This window comes from Longitalea arenae (assembly GCF_016924755.1).
GTDB classification, from domain to species: Bacteria; Bacteroidota; Bacteroidia; order Chitinophagales; family Chitinophagaceae; genus Niastella; species Niastella arenae.
The window spans coordinates 95,458-116,540 of sequence record NZ_JAFFJX010000004.1 but is presented as its reverse complement, the minus strand read 5'-3'; the positions used below and the strand labels follow the sequence as shown (position 1 = coordinate 116,540).

The following is a 21,083-nucleotide window of genomic DNA, read 5'->3' as shown; positions in this document are numbered from 1 at the left end:
AAGTGGTGAGTGGCTAGTGGGAATACACGATCGACCAGCCTTACAAGCGGCAGGTAATCCGGGAGCGAGTTGCGACTGGAAATTCTTACTTGCTATAAGATGGTTACCACTTGCCGGTTACCAGTTACCAGTTGCCATGTAACCGGTAGCAAATGCAATTCACCAACATACATGCACAGATGATAAGGAATATTATATACTCAGTAGCATTGCTAATAACGGTCATCAGCACTGAGGCACAGATCAAATGGCCTGCTGTACATGCAGTTACAAAACCCTGGACCCGCTGGTGGTGGTTGGGCAGCGCCGTTACTTCAAAAGACCTTACTGCCAATATGGAGCAGTATGCGGCCGCTGGTTTGGGCGGCCTGGAGATTACACCCATCTATGGCGTGGCAGGCTATGAAGATCAGTTTATAGATTATCTATCACCCCAATGGATGCAGGTCTTCTCACATACCCTGAAAGAAGCCAAACGGCTGAATATGCAGATCGATATGGCTACCGGCAGCGGCTGGCCATTTGGGGGCGGGCCGTTGATCGGTGATGCAGAGGCCTGCAAAGATCTTGTGTACAAAACCTGGTCGGTAAAAGCTGGGGAAAGCATCAACGAACCGATCGCTTTTGAGCAGCAACCCTACCTCGATGCCATTGGTAATACACTGGCCGGTCAGAGCGGTTTATATGCCGGCGGAAATTCATCTGTCGCTGCCGCATTGAAGAACTATGCACATTTTAAAGATGCTACAAAACTGGCCGAGCCTGTGTTTGCCAATAAAAACCTGCAGGCACTGGCTATCGACCAGTTGAAATATAAAAAGAACCTGCCACTACAGGTAATAATGGCTTATGGCGACAAAGGCCAGGCCATTGACCTCACAACGAAAGTAGATGCAAAGGGTATATTGAACTGGAAGGCGCCATCCGGTAACTGGACGGTATACGCGCTATTCATGGGCTGGCATGGTAAAATGGTGGAAAGGGCTGCTCCAGGCGCTGAAGGCAACGCTATTGACCATTTTTCTGAAACTGCGATCAAGAAATACCTGAGCTGGTTCGATAAAGCCTTTGCCGGCAGCGACCTTAGCGGGTTACGCGGCTTTTTTAACGATTCCTATGAAGTAGATGATGCGCGCGGACAAAGCAATTATACGCCTGCTTTCTTTGAAGAATTTAAACGCCGCCGCGGCTATGATCTGAAAATGTTTTTACCACAATTGTTAAAAAAGGAGCGCGATGAAACCAGTTTGCGGATATTGTATGATTATCGCCAGACCATTGCCGATCTCTTACTCGAAAAATTTACCATTCCCTGGCACAAATGGGCGCAGGCTAAGGGAAAAATAGTACGTAACCAGTCGCACGGTTCACCGGCCAACATCCTGGATTGTTACGGCGTGGTAGATATTCCCGAAACAGAGGGCACCGAATTGCTGCGCTTTAAATTTGCGGTATCCGCTTCACATATCCTGGGCAAGCCGCTGGCATCCGCAGAAGCGGCCACCTGGTTGAATGAACATTTCAAATCGAACCTGGGCGACGTAAAAGAATCGATCGACAAATACTTTATCGGTGGCGTGAACCATATCATTTACCACGGTACCAGTTATTCGCCCATCACGGATCCATGGCCAGGCTGGTTATTCTATGCAGCTGTACATTTTCAACCGGTGCATCCGTTCTGGAAAGACTTTGGTACCCTAAATAATTATGTAACCCGCTGCCAGTCTTTTCTGCAAAGCGGTAAACCTGATAATGACGTTCTTTTATATTTTCCCTTCAGCGATCGTAACTCTACACCAGGCCGTGACCTGTTACACCATTACGATGGCATGAAAGGATTTGAACATACCGATTTTAATAAGGTGGCAGAGCAAATGCTGCAAAAAGGCTATGCTTTTGATTTCATTTCCGATAAACAGTTAGCGCTGGTAAACACCAGCGGTTCTCTATTAAAAACGCCCGGTGGCACTTACCGCACCATCGTACTGGCCAATACGAAATATTTGCCCCTTCCAACATTACAGAAACTGGTAGCGCTGGCAAAAGCGGGCGCAAGGATCATTGTGTACAAAGAGCTGCCAGAAGGGGTACCTGGCTACGGGCAGCTGGAAAGCCGGCAAAAACAGTTCAGGGATCTAAGCGCTACATTGGAATTTGTTACGGAAGGCGGATTGCAAAAAACAATAACCGGTACAGGCGCTTTTTATAAAGGAGAAGATCTTGAACAGCTGCTGGCAGCAGTCAATGTAACGCCGGAGCCCATGTACAAGGCCGGTTTGCAATGTATTCGCCGGAGTATCAATGGCGGTAATTATTATTTTATCAGCAATACCTCAGGCAAACGCGTCGTGCAGTGGGCGGCCCTGAACCGCAAAGCCGTGAGCGCAATTGTATTCGATCCTATGCAGGCACAAACCGGCATTGCCAAAACAAGGCTTGTAAATAACCTGCTGGAAGTGTATCTGCAGTTGGAACCCGGCGAAAGCTGTGTGCTGCAAACGTCCACTACTACATTAGAGGGCCAGCCCTATACCTATTATTCAGCGGCGGGTGAAGCTGCGGAGATCAAAGGAGCCTGGGACCTGCAGTTCATCAGCGGCGGTCCGGGGTTGCCGAAAGCAACAACCATTAATACATTAGGCAGTTGGACGGAGTTACCCGATAGTGCCGCCAGCACATTTGCCGGTACAGCGCGATACAGCATTCATTTTGCAAAACCATCGACAGCGGCGCCAGCCTATTCGCTTGACCTCGGCAAGGTGGCATGGAGCGCCGAAGTGGCGCTGAACGGTAAAACCATCGCCACGGTCCTGGGGCCCATGTACCGGATAACCATACCCGCTGGTCTGTTACAATCGGATAACCTGCTGGAAATAAAAGTGAGCAATGGCATGACCAATCGCATTATCGATCTTGAAAAACGGGGTGTTCCCTGGAAGAAGTTCTATAATACGAATTTCCCGGCAAGGCTGCCCGAAAACCGGGCAGCGAATGGTTTATTCACTGCGGCAAAATGGCAACCGGAAGTATCGGGCTTATTAGGACCTGTAACCCTCACGCCTTTACAGTAGTGATAACAGGGTTGAATAGATGGATGGTTTGATTGTTGGCTGGTTGAATGGTATGAAGTAAATTCGAAACTTTAGTAATGACCATCGTACAATTATCAAACCATTAAAATGAACAATATGATCAAACGATTCATGTACCTCATGGTGTTGACCGGAATTATGAATGCCGCGTTGGCCCAAAATAAACAGGAAGCAGCGGTAACTGCCGCTGTGGAAAAATTGCGTAAAGCCATGATCGATGGCGATAAAACCGGACTGCAGCAAATAACCGCCGATCAGTTAAGTTATGGCCATAGCAGCGGGCGCGTAGAAGATAAAACCCAGTTTGTAGAAAATATTGTTACGGGAAAATCAGATTTTGTAACGATTGATCTTTCCAATCAAACTGTGTCTGTATCCGGCGATGCAGCGATCGTACGGCATGTATTGGCTGCAACGACCAACGACAGCGGCAATCCCGGCAGTGTTAAACTGAATATCCTGCTGGTTTGGCAAAAACAAAAAGGACAATGGAAATTGCTTGCCAGGCAGGCTGTTAAAGTTCCTTAGATTATAGTTCACAGATTTTAGTTCAGAGTCTAAAGTTCAAAGTTCTTAGATGGTAAGCTGCCAGTTATTAAACTAATAGATTTATTAATTGACCATTGACCATTGACCATTCATGATGATGAAGAGAATACTTATAATACTGGCTTTTGGCATTGCTGTAACGAACAGCATGGCGCAGCAAGGGGGCATCGACAGAGAGGCCGTCGTACGCAGACATACCATTCATATCAATAAACCCGATCCCCTGGGCTCATTGACCGTTGGTAATGGACAATTCGCTTTTACCGCAGATGTAACCGGATTGCAAAGTTTTCCGGCCTACTACCAGAAGGGCGTTCCCCTCGGAACCCAGTCGGAATGGGGCTGGCACAGCTTTCCCAATACGGAAAATTACCGGCGGGAAGAAACCCTTAAAGAATATGAGCTGAACGGGAAGAAGATCACTTATTGTGTGCAGGTGAAAGAACCTGAACGCAGCCGCAAAGCCGTTGACTATTTCCGCGTGAATCCACACCGGCTGCAATTAGGTAATATCGGATTGGAGATCACAAAAAAGAATGGAACCCTTGCTTCCATAGAAGATATTCAGAACATCGATCAGCAGCTGGATATGTGGACCGGAGAACTGAAAAGCAGTTTCACCGTAGAAGAGGTGCCGGTAGTGGTATCAACCTTTGCACACCAGGAACAGGATGGAATAGCCGTATCCATCAATTCACCGCTCCTGGCTGAGAAACGTATCGCCATCCGTTTGCATTTTCCATATCCCAATGGAGAATTCAAAGATGTAGGCACATTTGAAGGCGATAGCTCCAAACATCGCTCAGAGCTATACAAACCGGCATCGTTTGGGGGCGCCATCCGCAGAACGCTCGATACTACCACTTACTATGTACAATACACTTTTAGCAGGGCTGCTTCGATTAACATGCGCCGGCAGCATGATTGTATTGTGCAACCACCGGCAGGATCAGGCGATTTTCAGGCTTCGTTCTATTTTGGTCCGGCCTTACAAAAAACAGTTCCTTCCTATATTGAAACAAAGATGAGCAGCAACGCTCAATGGATGAAATTCTGGAAAAGCGGAGGTGCTGTAGATCTGGCAGGAAGTAGCAACGAGCGGGCGAAGGAGCTCGAAAGAAGGATCGTGTTATCACAATACATTACCAGGGTACAGTGCGCCTCGACTTACCCGCCCCAGGAAACCGGCTTGACCTACAACAGCTGGTTTGGAAAACCGCATCTCGAAATGCACTGGTGGCATGCCGTGCATTATGCATTGTGGGGGCGAACTGAATTGATGGAGAAAAGCCTTGACTGGTATTTTACAGTAGCCGATGGCGCCCGCGCACTTGCGAAGCGCCAGGGCTTTGATGGCCTGCGCTGGCAAAAAATGACTGATCATCATGGGGCTGAAGCGCCTTCTTCAGTAGGCGCCTTCCTCATCTGGCAACAACCGCATTTGATCTATATGGCGGAATTGGCGTATCGCGCCAAAAAGGATAAGAAGGTATTGAATAAATACAAAGACCTGGTTTTTGGAACAGCCGATTTCATGGCTTCCTTCCCTACCTGGGATGCTGAAAGAAAGAGATACAATCTGGGCAAGGGATTAATACCGGCACAGGAATGTTTCGATGCGGTGAAAACATTTAATCCAACCTACGAACTTGCCTACTGGCAATGGGCCCTAACCGTGGCGCAGCAATGGCGCCAGCGCCTGGGATTACCGCGTCAAAAGAAGTGGGATAGTATTGTAAAGCAATTGGCCCCCCTGCCACAGGCGAATGGTGTATACCTGGCCACAGAAAGCACACCCGATTGTTATACGAATGAACGCTATATCACCGATCATCCGGCCGTATTGGGCGCTTACAGCTCACTGCCTGCCAGTGACCGTCTCGATACAACGGTCATGAAGAACACCTATGATCTGATTCTAAAGGTTTGGAAATGGGAAACCACCTGGGGCTGGGACTTTCCGTTAATGGCCATGACTGCTACCAGGCTCAACATGCCCGATAAAGCGATTGATGCGCTGTTCATGCCTGTACAAACAAATACTTACCTGGTGAATGGACATAATTACCAGGATGACCGCCTCACCATTTATCTTCCCGGCAACGGTGGATTATTAAGTGCGGTTGCCATGATGTGTGCCGGTTATGATCAGAATAAGAAGACCACCCCCGGCTTTCCGAAAGACGGAAGCTGGACAGTGAAATGGGAAGGGTTGAAACCGATGTTCTAGTTATGTAAGCGTGCCACGGTTTTAAACCGTGGCATGCTTACTGACAGGCAAATGCATCAAGCAGCATATACATAACAAACATTGTCATATCTATCAATGTACCAGTACGCCAACGATGTTCCGTAAGTTTCCATACTTCATAACTTCTCTTGCTATCCTTATTTCTGCCGGGGTCAATGGGCAATTCGTAAGCGGCAACCGGTCGATGCCCGTCCTTAATGAACCATCGCGTACAATAAAGCAGCGGGCTATTCATTACACACCACAAGGAACAGATTTCGTAACTGTCAATGGAAAGCTGCGTTTCAATCGTGCCTTGTATGGCACCAATACCGGCTTCCGGGTAGAGGCTGGCGACCTGCCTGAATTTGCTTTATATATGCCGGGCATGGGCGGCAATTTTAAATTGGGATTGATCGCTGGTAATAAGAGCATATGGTTAACGGCAGCAAAAACCATTAAAGCTACTTACCGCCCCGGTTCCATGCTGTATGAAGTGAAAGATCCGATACTGGGAAGCGGTTCCCTGCACATTACGGTACTTGCACTGGCCGATGCAGAAGGTATGATCCTTAAGAGCCAGTTTGTAAACGTAAGCAATAAAGTAAGCTTGTGCTGGGCCTTTGGCGGGGCTACCGGAAAAAAGTTCTCACGGGATGGTGACATAGGCGCTGATCCCGAATCATCTTTTTATTTAAAACCGGAGTATTGTAAAGACAATCGTTATACGATCACTAATAACAGTTTTCATCTTGTTTATGGAACCGGCCGCCATCTATCCGCTATCGTGCCACCGGCTTCTGATATGCGGTTAACAGATGCAGCGCAGCAGGAGAACCCACTCGTTCTATATCAGAGTAAAGACACAACCACTCCGGCCATTGCCGGTAAACTGCCTGCCGCTCCCGGCGCTTTTTATTTTTTGATACAAGCGACCGATACGGTCAAAGGCACATACAGCAGCCTGGCGGCAACATTTCATGCCGCCGAAGCAGCCCGCAAAAAACTGGCGAGCCGCATCACCATCGTAACGCCTGACAGTTGGATAAATACATTAGGGGGCGCATTAAGTGTAGCCGCAGATGGTATCTGGGAATCGCCCACTTATTTGCACGGAGCCGTTGCCTGGCGTATGCGTTTACCCGCCTGGCGCGGCGCTTACGTGGCTGATGTATTGGGCTGGCACGACCGTGCCCGGACGCATTTCAGCAGTTATGCTTTGTCACAGGTAACTACTCCGGCCAGCGGACCCGTTGTTTTTGATACGGCCCTGCATCTTGCCCGGCAGTTGGAAAAAATGGGCACCTCCATGTTCAGCAGCGGCTATATCTGCCGTAATCCCAATGGAGATATGCGTCCACACCACTACGACATGAACCTTGTATTTGTCGACCAGCTCCTGACTCATTTTTTTTATACCGGCGATTCAGCTTATATAAAAGAGCAATGGCCGTTATTGAAACGGCATTTAGCCTGGGAGAAAAGGAATTTTGATGTGGATAATGATGGTCTTTACGACGCTTATTGTTGCATTTGGGCGAGTGACGCCCTGCAATACAGTGGAGGGGCCGTTACCCATTCTTCCGCCTATAATTACCGGGCGCATTTGGTAGCAGCACAACTGGCGCCTGTTGTGGGCGAAGATCCTGCTCCTTATCAAAGCGAAGCCAATAAAATATACGATGCCGTGAACAACCAGCTCTGGATGCCGGAGCTGGGCTGGTATGCTGAATTCAGGGATGCGCTCGGCGAAAAATTATTACATCCTGCTGCAGGCCTGTGGACCATTTATCACGCTATTGATGGCAGGCTGCCCGATGCATTTAAAACATACCAGGCCTTACGTTATGTAGATAGATCCATTCCGCATATTCCTGTTTCTGCAAAAGGGTTACGCGATTCAAGTTTTTACCTGTTAACCACTACCAACTGGCAGCCTTATACCTGGTCCCTGAACAATGTAGCACTGGCGGAAAACCTGCACACGGCATTGGCCTACTGGCAGGGTAACCGCTCGGAAGCCGCCTACCGGTTATGGAAAAGCGCCCTTGTGGAAAGTATGTACCTGTCTTCAAGCCCGGGCGGATTTCAACAGCTGTCTTATTATGATGCCATCCGGGGCGAGTTATACCGTGATTTTGCCGATCCCATCGGGATGGCCGGCCGGTCCTTAATAGAAGGCTTGTTTGGTATTCTACCAGATGCGCTGAGGGATACATTGACCATAAAACCCGGTTGGCCTGCTGCCTGGAAAACAGCTTTCCTGCAAACGCCTGATATAACGCTTGATTTTAAAAGAACCACTGCTGCCGATCAATATATCCTCAAACCTTCTTTTCCGCGTTCCATGAACCTGCAATTGCGCGTACGGGCATGGAAAGATGCCATTGAATCGGTAACGGTAAACGGCCAGGCGGTCAACTGGCATAGTTTACCAGACGCAGTGGGTGAACCAGTGATCGAAATTGCCACCGGCAAAGCCAAACAATATACGATCCTCATTAAATGGGCAGGCGCCCCGGTTGCACCCATGCGGTACGACAGTATATATGCGCAGGGAGCACAATTAACAGCCGCTGCTCCTGCCGGCTTTATTCAATCCATCTTCGATCCGCAACAGGTTCTACAGAATATTATGTTGACGAGTAACCAGGTGCAGGCGACCATTCAGGGCACAACTGGTCATAAGACCGCATTCATCCAGTTAAGGCAGGGTGAAATGGTTTGGTGGCATCCTCTTGCTTTTGAAGTAAAACAACCGGTTGAAATTATTGCAGCCGATAATTCCAATGATCAACAGATACAGTTCCAGCTTAAAAATAATGGTGCTGCAAAAACCGGTAAGATCCTCGTAAATGCCAATGCGGCTGCTTATCCTCAATCGATACAATTAGCAGCAAACGCATTAAGCGATGTCATCAGTATCCCTCCCAGCTTTCTTGTGCCGGGTAATAACCATGTTCGATTTGAATGGGAGGATGGGCAATATACCGATACCCTGATTTTAAACTGGCAGGTATCTGCCAGCTACAACACCCATTTTGAAAAAGTGGATCTGTCGTCATTGTTCAATGATAAGGTGAGCAATATTTTCAGGCAGGCGTATTTGTCGCCCCGGCCACAATCACCCACATTACAATTACCGGTGCAGGGCATTGGCAACTGGTGTTATCCGTTGGTACAGCCGCTTATTGACGATGCAGGTTTACGTAAGGCGGCCCAGAATAATGAATTAGTGTTGCCCCAACAGATCCCTTTTGCAACACCTGCCGACACATTGGCGAAAAATATTGTGTTCACGTCTAAATGGGATAATTATCCCGATTCGGCTATTGTGCCGGTGTCTGGCCGCGCCAGTCATGTGTATTATTTAATGGCCGGTTCTACTAACCCAATGCAAACCAGGCTGCTAAACGCTGAGCTAAGAGTGCATTACAAAGATGGTACAGCAGATACGCTGGCCCTCGTGAACCCGCAAAACTGGTGGCCAATTGAGCAGGACTACTTTATCGATGGGCTTGGTTTTACAACTGATGCACCGCGTCCGCTCCGCCTGCAATTGAAAACGGGAAAAGTATATACATCCGCAGCCGAATACACTACTATAAAAGGCTTCTCGAATATGGCTATTGAAGGCGGCGCCGCTACCATCCTCGATATGCCGCTCGATCCTGGAAAAGAACTTAAATCTATCAGCCTCCATACGCACGCCAATGACGTGGTCGTCGGACTAATGAGTGTTACCCTTGCCCGCTAATATCTTCTAATATTTTTTTAATCCCGTGCCACTTTTTCAAAAAATGCTTCGTCTTGAACCCGCGGCATGTGCGGGTTTTATTTATGGTAAATAGTTATCATGTCATAAATATTAACTGAGCTGAGCAGTTTTCGGGGTGTTCTGTCGTCAATTTAAAATTCAATGGAGTTAACCAAATAAGATTGCATGCGGTTTCTTACCCTTTTTGTTTTACTATTATGTACAGCTCAATTTGTTACTGCACAAAATAAAATAAGCGGTAAGGTAGTGGATGCTATGAATAAGCTGCCTTTACCCGATGCTACAGTTACGATCATCGATCCTCTTGATTCATCAGCCATTGGTTTTGCCGTAGTTGATAAAACAGGTTCATTCGAGATCAAAAACCTGAAAACAGGAAAATATGAGCTGGGCATTACATTTACCGGTTATGCGCCTTATAAAAAGAACCTCGACATTACCCAAACGCAATTTGTTATGGACATGGATACTGTATTCATGTCGCTCGATACATCGGCTATGCTGGGCAGTGTAGTGGTACAGGCACCGCCCATATCGATAAAAAAAGACACGATCGAATTCAAGGCCAGTTCTTTCAAAACAAAACCCAATGCCACTGTTGAAGAACTGCTTAAAAAACTGCCCGGTGTTGAAGTAGACAAGGACGGCAATATCACTTCGCAGGGGGAAGAGATCACCAAGATCTATGTGGATGGAAAGGAATTTTTTCTCAATGATCCAAAGCTGGCCACCAAAAATCTGTCATCGGAAATGGTAGAAGCGGTGCAGGTATTCGATGATATGAGCGATCAGGCGAAGTTCACTAAAATAGATGATGGCAGCCGCAAACGCACCATCAATATCAAGCTGAAGAAAGATCGCAAGAAAGGTGTTTTTGGCCGCACCAGCGCATCGGCAGGTACAAGTGACCGGTATGAAGGAAGTGCTTCCTTCAATATGTTCAATAACGACCGGCAGATCTCCATACTAGGCGGCGCCAATAACATTAACCGGGTTGGATTTACCAATAACGACCTCGTGAGCGCTATGGGTGGCATGGGCAATGCAGGGGGTGGCCGTGGCGGCGGAGGCCGCGGCCGGGCTGCGGTTGGCGGGGGCCCTGCTGCCAATAACGGGAATACCAGGTCATGGAGTACGGGTATTAATTTCCGTGACCGGTGGGGCGCTAAAGTTGAATTTACCGGCAGCTATTTTGTTTCGCAAACAACCACCACTAATTTCAGTGAGAGCTTTAGGCAAAACTTTTTCTCCAATGACTCGGCAGCCAATACAAACGCAACCTCCAACAGCTCAAATACGAATGTCAATCACCGCTTTGGCTTCAGGCTGGAATATGAAATCGACAGCATGAATTCTTTGCTGGTAACCCCCACCTTAAACCTGCAAAAAGCCAGGTCGTCCAATTACGACTCATTAATTACCGAATCAGCGAGCCCGAAAATGAAATACAAAGCGATTGAAGGTGTAAACGATCGCTCGAATAACCGGGAGGGAAAAAGTTTTACCAATGATTTCCTGTTCCGCCACCGCTTCCGTAAACCGGGCCGTACCTTTACCTTGGGTTGGAGTACGGCGCTGAATGGTAGTGACGGCCATGGGTTAAATATGTCGCCTTATTATTTCTACAATGCCGATGGCACACTGAACCGCATAAACAATCGTCAGCAACGCAACGATCAGTTGACGCGTTCCTTTAATAATACGCTCAGTACTTCAGTTACTGAAATGATAGATTCCAGTATGGTTTGGGAATTGAACTATGCATACACTATCAATCGCAGCAACAGCGACCGTGATACCTATGATTACGATTCCACCACCATGGATTTCGATAGTATCAATAAACAGCAAACCAATTATTTTGAGAACCTGTTCACCGCCAGCAGGCTGGGAACCAATTTCAGGGTCAAAAAGGAGAAGTTTAACTATCAGTTCGGCGGCGCGGTGAATTTCGCCTCCCTGGAAAACCTGAGCAACCGGGCTACTACCGGTAAGGATAGCACGATGCGTCAAACCTATACCAATTTCTTTCCGAACGCTTCTTTTAACTGGAACCCAAAACCCCGGAAGAACCTGCGTTTTCATTACCGGGGCAGCACGCGGGCTCCCAGTATCAGCCAGTTGCAGGCAGTGGAGGATGTGAGCAATCCGCTGAACATTCGCACTGGTAATCCCGACCTGAAACAGGAGTTCACCCATAACATCAATCTTACTTACAGTACATTCAATCTTACAAATTTTCTATACCTGAATATCAATGCCGGCGGCAGTATCATCAGCGACAAGATCGTGAACGGCATCAGTACGCTTGATACCGGTGTGTTGTTGACCAAACCGGTGAACCTCGACGGCGCACAGAGTTTCAATGTTTCAGGTACTATTGGCATTCCCCTGAAAAAAGTGACCACCGGCCGGCGCAGTCCGGTGAATTTAAACCTCACCAGTACTTTGCGGCAAAGCCGGGATGTAAGCGAACTGGATGCTGTTAAGAATTATAATTATACGCGGACCCTTGGCCAGCGCATTTCATTTAATTATTTTATCCAGGATAAGCTCGATCTGCAGGCGAATGCCAGTTATAACTACAACGATGCGCAATACAGTGTGCAGAAAAATTTAAACTACAAATATTTCGATCAGCATTATTCAATTGATATAACCTACACCATCTTCAAACGGATAATGATCAACAACGATTTTGATTATTATGTCAATACCGGCCGCGCGCAGGGATTCAACCAGCCCATCCCGTTATGGAATGCCTATGTTTCCTGCCTGTTATTTAAAAAGCAGAATGGCGAATTGCGGATCAGTGGTGTTGACCTGTTGAACCAGAACAAAAGCATTAACCGGTCGGTAGGTGATAATTATATTGAAGATACCTACACCCGTGTACTGCAACGTTTCTTCCTTGTGAGCTTTATGTACAACTTTAAGAATTTCGGCAAAGGGATGTTCCTTGGCAGGGAGAACAGGCAAAGAGGGGGAAGGCAGAACTAGTCTTTCGCCCGCCGCAGCGTCAACGAAACGTTACCATTAATAGAATCTTCCTATTAAGCGATTATCTACAATCATCCGTTTGATCTCCGCCGGATCGATCGGTCCCTGTTTGCCATAGATGATCTTACCACCAGGTTCTACCAGTAGCGTATAAGGCAGGGCGCCCTGCCATTTGGGATCAATGGCTTCAATGAGTTTGTATTTATCATCTGATGAAAACAGGTAATTGGTATTCGATGCCTGCTGTTGCTGCAGGAATTTCAATACTTTGTCTTTTTTGCCAGGATCATCGGCACTGATGCTGATAAATTCAAAATCCCGGCGCCGGTACATCCGGTTGATCGAAACAAATTCCGGGAATTCCGTAACACAGGGGCCGCACCAGGTAGCCCAGACATTGATCAAACGTAATTTGTCTGAACTGTTTTTCACTAACTCTTTCAACCCTGCTTCGTCTATTGAATTCAGCGTGACCGGTTCTTTGGCCCACTCCTCAAATCCTTTTTTTACCAGTGCATTTTTATCGGCCCATTTAACGGAACAGCCGAATACTTTAGTGGTTTCAACGGCTACCGGTTTGTTTTGCAGCAGGGCCTCAATAGCATCGCGGGTGTTTAGTTCCGTAGGTGTTTTACCTGGTTTTTCTACATTGTCGATACGGCCCTGGTAACGCAGTTTGCGCGTTTTATCGAAGATAAATACATGCGGTGTGGCAACCGGCCCGTACGCTTTGGCGCTGGCCTGGGTATCTCCATCGTATAAATAGGGAAAATTGTATTTCTTGTTTCGGGCCCTGATCTTCATTTCTTCAAAAGAGTCACTCATATCGGTGTAACCCAATTCGTCTAATCGCACAGACCTTGGATCATTGGGGCTTATAGCCACCACGGCGACGTTTTTGGCGCTATAGTCTTTGGTCAGCTGAATGATGCGGTCTTCATAGGCCTGGGCGGTTGGACAATGATTGCAGGTAAAAATGATAACCAATACATCCGCATTCCTGAAAGTGGATAAGGTATAGGTTTTACCATCCGTACCCGGTAATTTGAAATCGGGTGCGGGGGAGCCTATGGCAAGTGTTTTGTGTTCCTCGTTTGTATGCTGGGATAAGGCAGCAAGCGGTAGTATCGCAGGCAATAGCAGCCGAAGAAACAATCCTTTCATGAGCGATTATTTCTTAAAAGTTACGATTTTTTAAGGAAGATCATTCCTGCTTAAAGGACACTACAGCCTCAAACGCCTTTTTCGGTTTCCGTTCCTGGTCGAAGAGCATAGGATAGTTCTTCCGGCCATTTACCGGGTATTCATCCAGCCAGGTACGCCGGTCAGACACACCCCAGAACGTAATACCGGTGATCACATTTTTATAGTCCCGGAAAATGCGAAAAACTTTTTTGTATTGCTCCAGTTGCTGTTGCTCCCGTTCGGCCGTGAAGCTGTCATTTTCATCCGGCCTTTTGGCGCGACGGTTCTTTTCCCAGGGATACACAGAGATATCCAGCTCTGTGACCTGTACTTTTAATCCAAGGGAGGAAAATTTTTCAATGGCCGCACGCAGCTCATTTTCAGAAGGCTCATAAATTGACCAATGGCCTTGTAAGCCTACGCCATGAATGGGTACTTTGGCATCCACCAGTTTTTTCAGCAACTGGTAGATCCGTTCCCTTTTCTCAGGCCGCTCTGTATTGTAGTCATTGTAAAACAACTGGGCATTGGGATCAGCTGCATGCGCATATTCAAAAGCCTTTACTATAAATTCATCCCCGCAGATCTGATACCACAATGAATTACGCAATACCCTGCTGCTGGCATCGTCGACTGCTTCATTCACCACATCCCAGGCGTAGATCTTTCCTTTATACCGGTTCACCACAGTGGTAATATGGTTTTTCAGCCGTTGCAGCAGCACATCTTTACTGACGGTGTTACCTGCAGCATCTTTGAACAGCCAGCCAGGTGTTTGCTCATGCCAGCACAGGGTGTGGCCCCGTACTTTCATGCCATTCCGTTGGGCAAAATTCACAATGGAATCAGCCGCCGCCCAATTGTAAAAATCCTCCCGCGGGTGAATAGGACCCATTTTCATGGCATTTTCCGGGGTGATGCTATTGAATTGCCGGGTGATCAGTTCCGCATCAGCACCTGTTAATGAGCGCGGACTAACTGCTACCCCAATGGGAAAATAATTTATATAATAATCTTTGAGCCCCCTGGTGCTGGTGTTTTGCGCTGCTGCCGGAAGATGAGACAGCAGCAGGAGCGCGAGGCAGACTATGGATAACTTTTTCATATATGCATAATTTGTAATTGTCAATTGTCAAAGTGAATGGTTTATCTAACTGCACCCACTATTTACCCGTTGCCGGCGGTCCAAGATAGCTCTTACGAACCCCGCCCCAATCGATCACTATCTTTTGCAGCACAATACCGTTATCAAGCGGCCAGATCTTCAAAGTGTGAATACCTGCTTTCGGTAATAGATGTGTGGATGTGCTGATGCGGATATTATTGCTCACTGATTGCGCCCAGGCCCTTTCTGTATTATCTGCATGCAGGTTCACCACCTGCGGCTTTTCATCATCGAAGGAAATGGCATACCGCAGTCCGGATGATTCATTAAAAGGCAGGGTAGGTGAGCAATAGAGCATCACTTTGGTAACGCCTGAATCAATCGAATAGAGTTTGTATGCCAGGTGCGCTGAGGACGGATGCGCTTCTTCTGCAGGGCTGGCTTTGGAAAGGTAAGAGATACCATTTCCGGTTCTGCCAATATCATGAATTTGCAGCCAGCGGCCATTTGTATCAGTGACTGCTTCCAGGTACCTGTCGGCTTCTATGGAAATATGGCCGTCGCTTTCTACATAAGTGGATGGGTCCGGTTTCGGTAATTTTATTTTTTTAATGACTGTATAAACCGTTATTTCTTTTTTGCCGGGGCCGCCAATGATCACAGGCACCTGGTGCTCACCTTCCGGTACGGCTGACCAGTTTACCGTTATCCAGATGCGCTTTTCTTTGTCTATTTCTCCGCTCACAGATGACAATCGCAGCCAGGCTTTATTGGAGCGAACCGCATATTTAAAAGAAGCACTGCCCCGGTTGAAGATCTCGATATAATGTGATGTTGGCCGTTGCGGGTAGAAGATAGGAAGTATCGCCTTCGATGTATCATCAGGCCAAACAAGTTCAGAGCCTTCAATGGCAATGCCCATACTTGCACCAGCCACAGGCGTAATGGTCTTCACCAGGGGCATTTTATTCACCGGTGGTTGCTGCCAGTAGGTATAGCCAATATGTGTTTGGTCCATCATATGGTTCCATTTGCCATTGGCCATTTCGCGGTTGTATTGCCTGGTTAGTAAGGAATCTGTGTTAAATAGTTCCTGTACCCGGGCAGCCAGTGCATTGGTAGATGCACGGCCCTGTTTTGCATACAAATGATTTTTGCCGGTGGTCACATACAGCTCATTGAGGTTGGCGCAGGCTTTTATGGGGAACAGCACCAGTTGGTAAAATGCGTCTTTTGCGTTTGCTGGTAATGCTTTTGAAATGGCTTCCGCCTTTGCTGCCAATGCATTGTATTCCTGTACTACCTTTTCAGCTTCCTGGTAATTGATCAGGCTGTAGGTATCCGGCGCCAGCAGCTCAGGTTTACGCCGGCTATTGTACTGGGTATAAAGGGCAAGCAGGCGGGCAATTTCTTTGGCATGCCGAGGGCCGAATTGTTGTACGGCCCAGGCTTCGGTATAGGCCCGGGAACGGTCGGTTCTGTATTGCTGCGGCGCCCAGGCATGATCCAGAAAAAAGGAGATGGGCAGTTCCATCGGTTTCAGATCGCCAACATTTACGATCCAGATGCGGTTGACCCCATATTCATAGGCCAGGTTCATTTGTTCCCAGGTGCGTGCAATGGTGTTCGTATTAAGCCATTTGTAATTGCGGGGGCCGCCCACATAATCGAAGTGATAATAGATGCCGTAACCACCGGCCCGTGGTGCTGCGTTTCGTTTTGGCAGCTTGCGGATATTGCCCCAGTTATCGTCACATAACAGCAGCGTAATGTCATCAGGCACCCGCATGCCCTTGTCGTAATAATCCTGCACCTCTTTATACAAAGCCCAGAGCTGCGGTGTGGCAGATGCGTCCTTTTTGGTTACATTCGCCAGGATCCTCCGTTGATCCGCTACGATCTTTTCCAGCAGAGCGATATTGCTTTGCTCACTCATCGGCTCATCGCCATCGCCGCGCATACCTACGGTAACAATGCTTTCATAATTGCGCATCCGGCGGATGCCTTCCTCCCAGAATTTTTTCAACCGTAATTCATTGCTGTCGTAATTCCATTTGCCAGTGCCGTACCGCCGCCATTCATCATGTGCCCTCAGCATGGGTTCGTGGTGGCTGGTGCCGATCACAATACCGTATCGATCGGCCACTATTGGATTTAATGTATCATCGTCGTAAAAAGCATTGCCCCACATGGCCGGCCACAGGTAATTGCCTTTGAGGCGAAGCAGCAGTTCGAATACTTTTTCATAGAATAAATGATTGAAGCCGCCGAAAGTGGCCTTGCTCCAACCTGACAAAGCGGGGGCTTCATCATTGAGAAAAATACCGCGGTAAGTCACACCCGGACGCTGGTATTGTTTGATGGCGCTGTTATACCAGCAGGCGGTTGACCGTTTCACGGGAACATCGGCCCACCAGTACCAGGGCGATACGCCCAGCTGTTTCGATAATTCAAATACACCATAGGCCGTGCCGCGTTTATCAGCTCCGGCAACCACGAGTGCCTGGGCAACACCGGGCAACGGATCGCGTATGACCTGTATCTGAAAGGCCTCCCATTTGCCTCTAAGGCTGTCTGCTGACAATTTTTTCGATTGAACCAGTTGTTGGATCATCGCCGACTGATCGAGCGAACCTATGATGATGATATTTTCAGGAGCCGTGGAAAAGGAATGGGCAGTGTCTGGTTTGCGGCCGGTAATTTTTTCTATATCAATTTGCAGTAAGGCAGCTGCTTTTTGCACCAGCCAGTGATCACCGCCATCTACATACAGTGGCGTAATTCGCTGATCTGCAACAATAGGAAATGCACCCGGAACTTTATTGGGAAGGATCGCTTGCTGCCCGACAGCAACATGACTGAACACCCAGGCGAGTAGTATCAGGACTGTTCTTTTCATATGAAAACAATGTACGTATGATGATCATACGGAAGCGGCAAATTCGCAATTTCGATCGGATGATGGGCTTACCTGAAACAAAAGTGCCAGTGATTAGAACAAAACTATCCGATGGTAACGGTTTGCTATGGAAATACCGTAGCAAACCGTATTATAATCATCTAAAAACCGATGGAGTTACCGCCATCTACCGGCAATACCACGCCGGTAATATATTTGGATGAAGCGGTGGCCAGGAACAGGGCTGCATCCCCGATATCGGAAGGGGCGCCCATTACGCCCATAGGCGTACGGCCAAGGGCTTTGTTCTTACGTTCCGTATCCTGGTTAAATGCTTTTGAGGTCATATCGGTGGCAATAAATCCCGGTGCAATACAATTGATGCGCAGTCCCTGGGGCGACAATTCTGTCGCCATGGCCCGCGTCATTCCTTCAATAGCGGTTTTGGAAGCCGAATAAGCAATTACTTTGGGAATGCCATACTGTGCCGCCATGGAACTGATATTGATGATACTTCCTTTTTTATGAGGCAGCATGGTCTTCACCACTTCGCGGGTCAATGCAAATACGGCTACCAGATTCGTTTGTATTACCTTTTGAAAATCTTCATTGGTCACTTCGATGAACTCTTTCTTCATATTGATGCCGGCATTGTTCACCAGGATGTCGATATGTCCAAACCGGGTGATCACCTCTTTCACCAATGCGGGTATCGCTTCCAGGTCGCTCAGGTCGGCAACAACGGGTACACATAAGGCGCCCAGTTTTTGTTTAGCCTGGTGTAGTTTTTCTGGGTCACGGCCTACAATAACGGTTGTGATATTGTGCTGCACAAATTTTTCTGTAATGGCCAGGCCAATGCCAGAACCACCTCCGGTTACGATCGCTACTTCTTGGTTAACTGTGTTCATTGATACTAGGTTTATATATCTTACTACTATGTTATTTTCTTCGCGGCAACCCAGGAAGATCATCCCACCCCTGTATTCCATTATCACATTATCATATTATCACATTATCACATTGATCAATGCGGGGCATACGGAAAGCTCAACGCCTTATAATAGTCCAGTGTTTTGTCCGGTTTTTCATAACCGGCGGGTATGGGTCGCCGGGAAAAAGTTTGAAAATACAAGAGGCAGGCATTGCGCCACCACACGGCTTCCTGTTCCTGGATCGCCAGCAGTTGTTTTACTTCGTTGAACCGCTCTGCATCGATAAGATCCTTCATCCGGTCCCAGCTGCGTTGCATCCAGCGCACAGAATCCACACCGCTATAGTATTTATCACATAAGGTTTCCCACAGGGTTTTGCCGGAACGCATTTTATGGTCCCAGGGCACATGGTGAAACCATAACAGTAAGTCTTCCGGACAGGTATTTATATTTTCATATTGCTGCCGCACGGCTGGCTGGTATTGCGCAAGCGCATTGCTGCCGGTTGCTGTACGGTTGAATCCAAGGCCTGCAGAGTCTGCTTTATGAAAGTAAACCGGGTTCCAGTCGGCACGGGGTGCTTTATCGTACCAGGGGGCTGGACCGTAATGATGGCCGTAGCCCATGATATGATGCAGACCCAGCGGCGTCATGTAGTTCACCATGATCTCCCGCGAAGCCAGCATGATCTGCTGTACCGTATCCACAAAGGCTTTTTTATTGGTAAAGGTCTGCCTGATCCATTCGTTGGCAACCTGCGCCGGTGCAAGCGAGGGTTCCCAGGCCAAACGACCCAAAGAATACCAGTTGCTCTGGCCAAAAGGATGGCCGGTCCAGTTGATATCGCTGCCGATATTGGAAACGCCTGCCATGCCGCTGAGGCTATGGCCGTCAGCCGATCCATCGATGATTTCTGCCACTGTATAGCCGCTGCCTTTCGAATGGGTATCGGCATTCAATACTTCGGTAAAGAGCGGTGCCAGGTATACCAGGTGTGTGGCAAAGCCCATGTATTCCTGCGTCAACTGGTACTCCATCATCAACGGCGTTTTAGGCATAGCGCCAAAAAGCGGATGGAATGGTTCCCTTGGCTGAAAATCTATCGGACCATTCTTTACCTGGATCAATACATTTTTCCTGAACTGTCCGTCGAGTGGTTTGAATTCATTGTATGCCTGTTTGAAACGATCTTCCGGTGATTCGTTGCTGTACACGAAGGCCCGCCACATGACAATGCCACCATGTGGGGCAAGCGCATCAGCCAGCATATTGGCGCCGTCGGCATGATTGCGCTGGTAATTCTGCGGACCGGGTTGTCCTTCTGAATTGGCTTTTACGAGGAAGCCGCCAAAATCAGGAATATGCCGGTAGATCTCATTGGTCTTTTCTTTCCACCATCGTTGCACTTCCGGATCCAAAGGATCCGCCGTTTTAAGTTTTCCTATTTCAACAGGGGCGCTAAAGCGGGCTGTGAGGTATACTTTGATATTGTATTTTCTGAATACGCTGGCCAGCGCCGCTACTTTTTGCAGCCAGCTTTCTGTAAGGATCATGGCGTTGGCGTTCACATTGGTGAGCACCGTGCCATTGATGCCGATGGACGCGTTGGCGCGGGCATAGTCAATATACCGCTGATCGATATAACCGGGCAATCGTTGCCAGTCCCAGATAGAATTACCGGCATAACCGCGTTCCACCGTACGGTTCAGGTTATCCCAGTGGTTCAATAAACGGAGCTGTATTTTGGGCGTGCTGATAATATTCAGCTGTTGAATGGGTTGATGGGTTTGCAACAATCGCAGAAAATGAAAGGCGCCGTATAAGACACCGGCTTCTTTATTGCCTGCAATTAAAATAACATTTTTGCCGTCGCGCCGGATCGTACGGATTATGAATCCTTCATTACCTAAACCTGCCAGGGTGCTTTCGCCCACCAGGGTGCGGATAAAAGGCAAGTGGGAGGGCAGCCCCATCATGATGGTTCCATTGATGACCGCCATTTGCAGGGGCACTTTTTTGCCCAGCAATCCGGAAAGCCCTGTTTGCAATTCCTCGTGAGCGGCTATGAGCCTGCCATTGTCAGACGGACAACTGATACTGGTGAGCTGTTGCCGGTATTGTTGTAAGAGCGCAGCATTGTCAATCGTATTATACCGCAGCCATAAGCGATAGCCGTTTTCTCCGAGTACAGAAACAGAGAGAAAAATACCTATAATAATTCCAGTCCATTTTTTCATATGAAGTCAAAGTTTCAGTGGCCGGTTACCAATTGCCAGTCGCCGGGCTTTTATTGCAGATTGCAGCCGG

The 21,083-nt window shown here is 47.9% G+C and carries 10 protein-coding genes; 5 read left to right on the top strand and 5 right to left on the bottom strand.

Annotated features, from left to right (window positions below; all coding sequences use genetic code 11):
- Positions 1 to 152 precede the first annotated feature (152 nt).
- The 5 genes from JT717_RS11215 to JT717_RS11195 all read left to right on the top strand — a co-directional run bounded on the left by JT717_RS11215 (position 153) and on the right by JT717_RS11195 (position 12,652).
- Positions 153 to 3,074 carry a glycosyl hydrolase gene (locus JT717_RS11215; RefSeq protein WP_240348018.1) on the top strand — a complete coding sequence of 974 codons (2,922 nt, stop codon included), beginning with the start codon at positions 153 to 155 and terminating at the stop codon, positions 3,072 to 3,074.
- A 117-nt stretch (positions 3,075 to 3,191) separates the two neighbouring features.
- A complete protein-coding gene (locus tag JT717_RS11210; RefSeq protein WP_205510561.1) occupies positions 3,192 to 3,623 on the top strand; it encodes a nuclear transport factor 2 family protein in 432 nt (143 codons plus the stop codon).
- 112 nt (positions 3,624 to 3,735) lie between these two features.
- Positions 3,736 to 5,874, top strand: a complete 2,139-nt coding sequence (locus JT717_RS11205) for a hypothetical protein (RefSeq protein WP_240348016.1) — start codon at positions 3,736 to 3,738, stop codon at positions 5,872 to 5,874.
- Between the two features lie 115 nt (positions 5,875 to 5,989).
- Positions 5,990 to 9,631 carry a DUF4450 domain-containing protein gene (locus JT717_RS11200; protein WP_205510560.1) on the top strand — a complete coding sequence of 1,214 codons (3,642 nt, stop codon included), beginning with the start codon at positions 5,990 to 5,992 and terminating at the stop codon, positions 9,629 to 9,631.
- 186 nt (positions 9,632 to 9,817) lie between these two features.
- Positions 9,818 to 12,652, top strand: a complete 2,835-nt coding sequence (locus JT717_RS11195; protein WP_205510559.1) for a TonB-dependent receptor domain-containing protein — start codon at positions 9,818 to 9,820, stop codon at positions 12,650 to 12,652.
- Between the two features lie 36 nt (positions 12,653 to 12,688).
- On the opposite strand, the gene JT717_RS11190 is transcribed toward JT717_RS11195, so the two are convergent.
- The 5 genes from JT717_RS11190 to JT717_RS11170 form a co-directional block, all read right to left on the bottom strand.
- Positions 12,689 to 13,816: a redoxin family protein gene (locus JT717_RS11190; protein ID WP_205510558.1), complete on the bottom strand. Its 1,128-nt coding sequence runs from the start codon at positions 13,814 to 13,816 to the stop codon at positions 12,689 to 12,691.
- Positions 13,817 to 13,856: 40 nt separating this feature from the next.
- Positions 13,857 to 14,942, bottom strand: coding sequence for an endo-1,4-beta-xylanase (locus JT717_RS11185; RefSeq protein ID WP_205510557.1), 1,086 nt, complete (start codon positions 14,940 to 14,942; stop codon positions 13,857 to 13,859).
- A gap of 58 nt (positions 14,943 to 15,000) precedes the next feature.
- On the bottom strand, positions 15,001 to 17,841 hold the full coding sequence (locus JT717_RS11180) for a glycosyl hydrolase 115 family protein (protein ID WP_205510556.1): 2,841 nt from the start codon (positions 17,839 to 17,841) through the stop codon (positions 15,001 to 15,003).
- Positions 17,842 to 18,002: 161 nt separating this feature from the next.
- A complete protein-coding gene (locus tag JT717_RS11175) occupies positions 18,003 to 18,752 on the bottom strand; it encodes an SDR family NAD(P)-dependent oxidoreductase (RefSeq protein WP_205510555.1) in 750 nt (249 codons plus the stop codon).
- Positions 18,753 to 18,868: 116 nt separating this feature from the next.
- The gene (locus tag JT717_RS11170; protein WP_205510554.1) at positions 18,869 to 21,013 is read right to left on the bottom strand and encodes an alpha-glucuronidase family glycosyl hydrolase; all 2,145 of its coding nucleotides are present in this window, start codon (positions 21,011 to 21,013) and stop codon (positions 18,869 to 18,871) included.
- Positions 21,014 to 21,083: the final 70 nt, after the last annotated feature.

Bases quoted from the DNA above. Each gene is read 5' to 3' on its own strand.
- JT717_RS11215 (WP_240348018.1), top strand. From the start codon at position 153: ATGCAATTCACCAACATACATGCACAGATGATAAGGAATATTATATAC.
- JT717_RS11210 (WP_205510561.1), top strand. From the start codon at position 3,192: ATGATCAAACGATTCATGTACCTCATGGTGTTGACCGGAATTATGAAT.
- JT717_RS11205 (WP_240348016.1), top strand. From the start codon at position 3,736: ATGATGATGAAGAGAATACTTATAATACTGGCTTTTGGCATTGCTGTA.
- JT717_RS11200 (WP_205510560.1), top strand. From the start codon at position 5,990: ATGTTCCGTAAGTTTCCATACTTCATAACTTCTCTTGCTATCCTTATT.
- JT717_RS11195 (WP_205510559.1), top strand. From the start codon at position 9,818: ATGCGGTTTCTTACCCTTTTTGTTTTACTATTATGTACAGCTCAATTT.
- JT717_RS11190 (WP_205510558.1), bottom strand. From the start codon at position 13,816: ATGAAAGGATTGTTTCTTCGGCTGCTATTGCCTGCGATACTACCGCTT.
- JT717_RS11185 (WP_205510557.1), bottom strand. From the start codon at position 14,942: ATGAAAAAGTTATCCATAGTCTGCCTCGCGCTCCTGCTGCTGTCTCAT.
- JT717_RS11180 (WP_205510556.1), bottom strand. From the start codon at position 17,841: ATGAAAAGAACAGTCCTGATACTACTCGCCTGGGTGTTCAGTCATGTT.
- JT717_RS11175 (WP_205510555.1), bottom strand. From the start codon at position 18,752: ATGAACACAGTTAACCAAGAAGTAGCGATCGTAACCGGAGGTGGTTCT.
- JT717_RS11170 (WP_205510554.1), bottom strand. From the start codon at position 21,013: ATGAAAAAATGGACTGGAATTATTATAGGTATTTTTCTCTCTGTTTCT.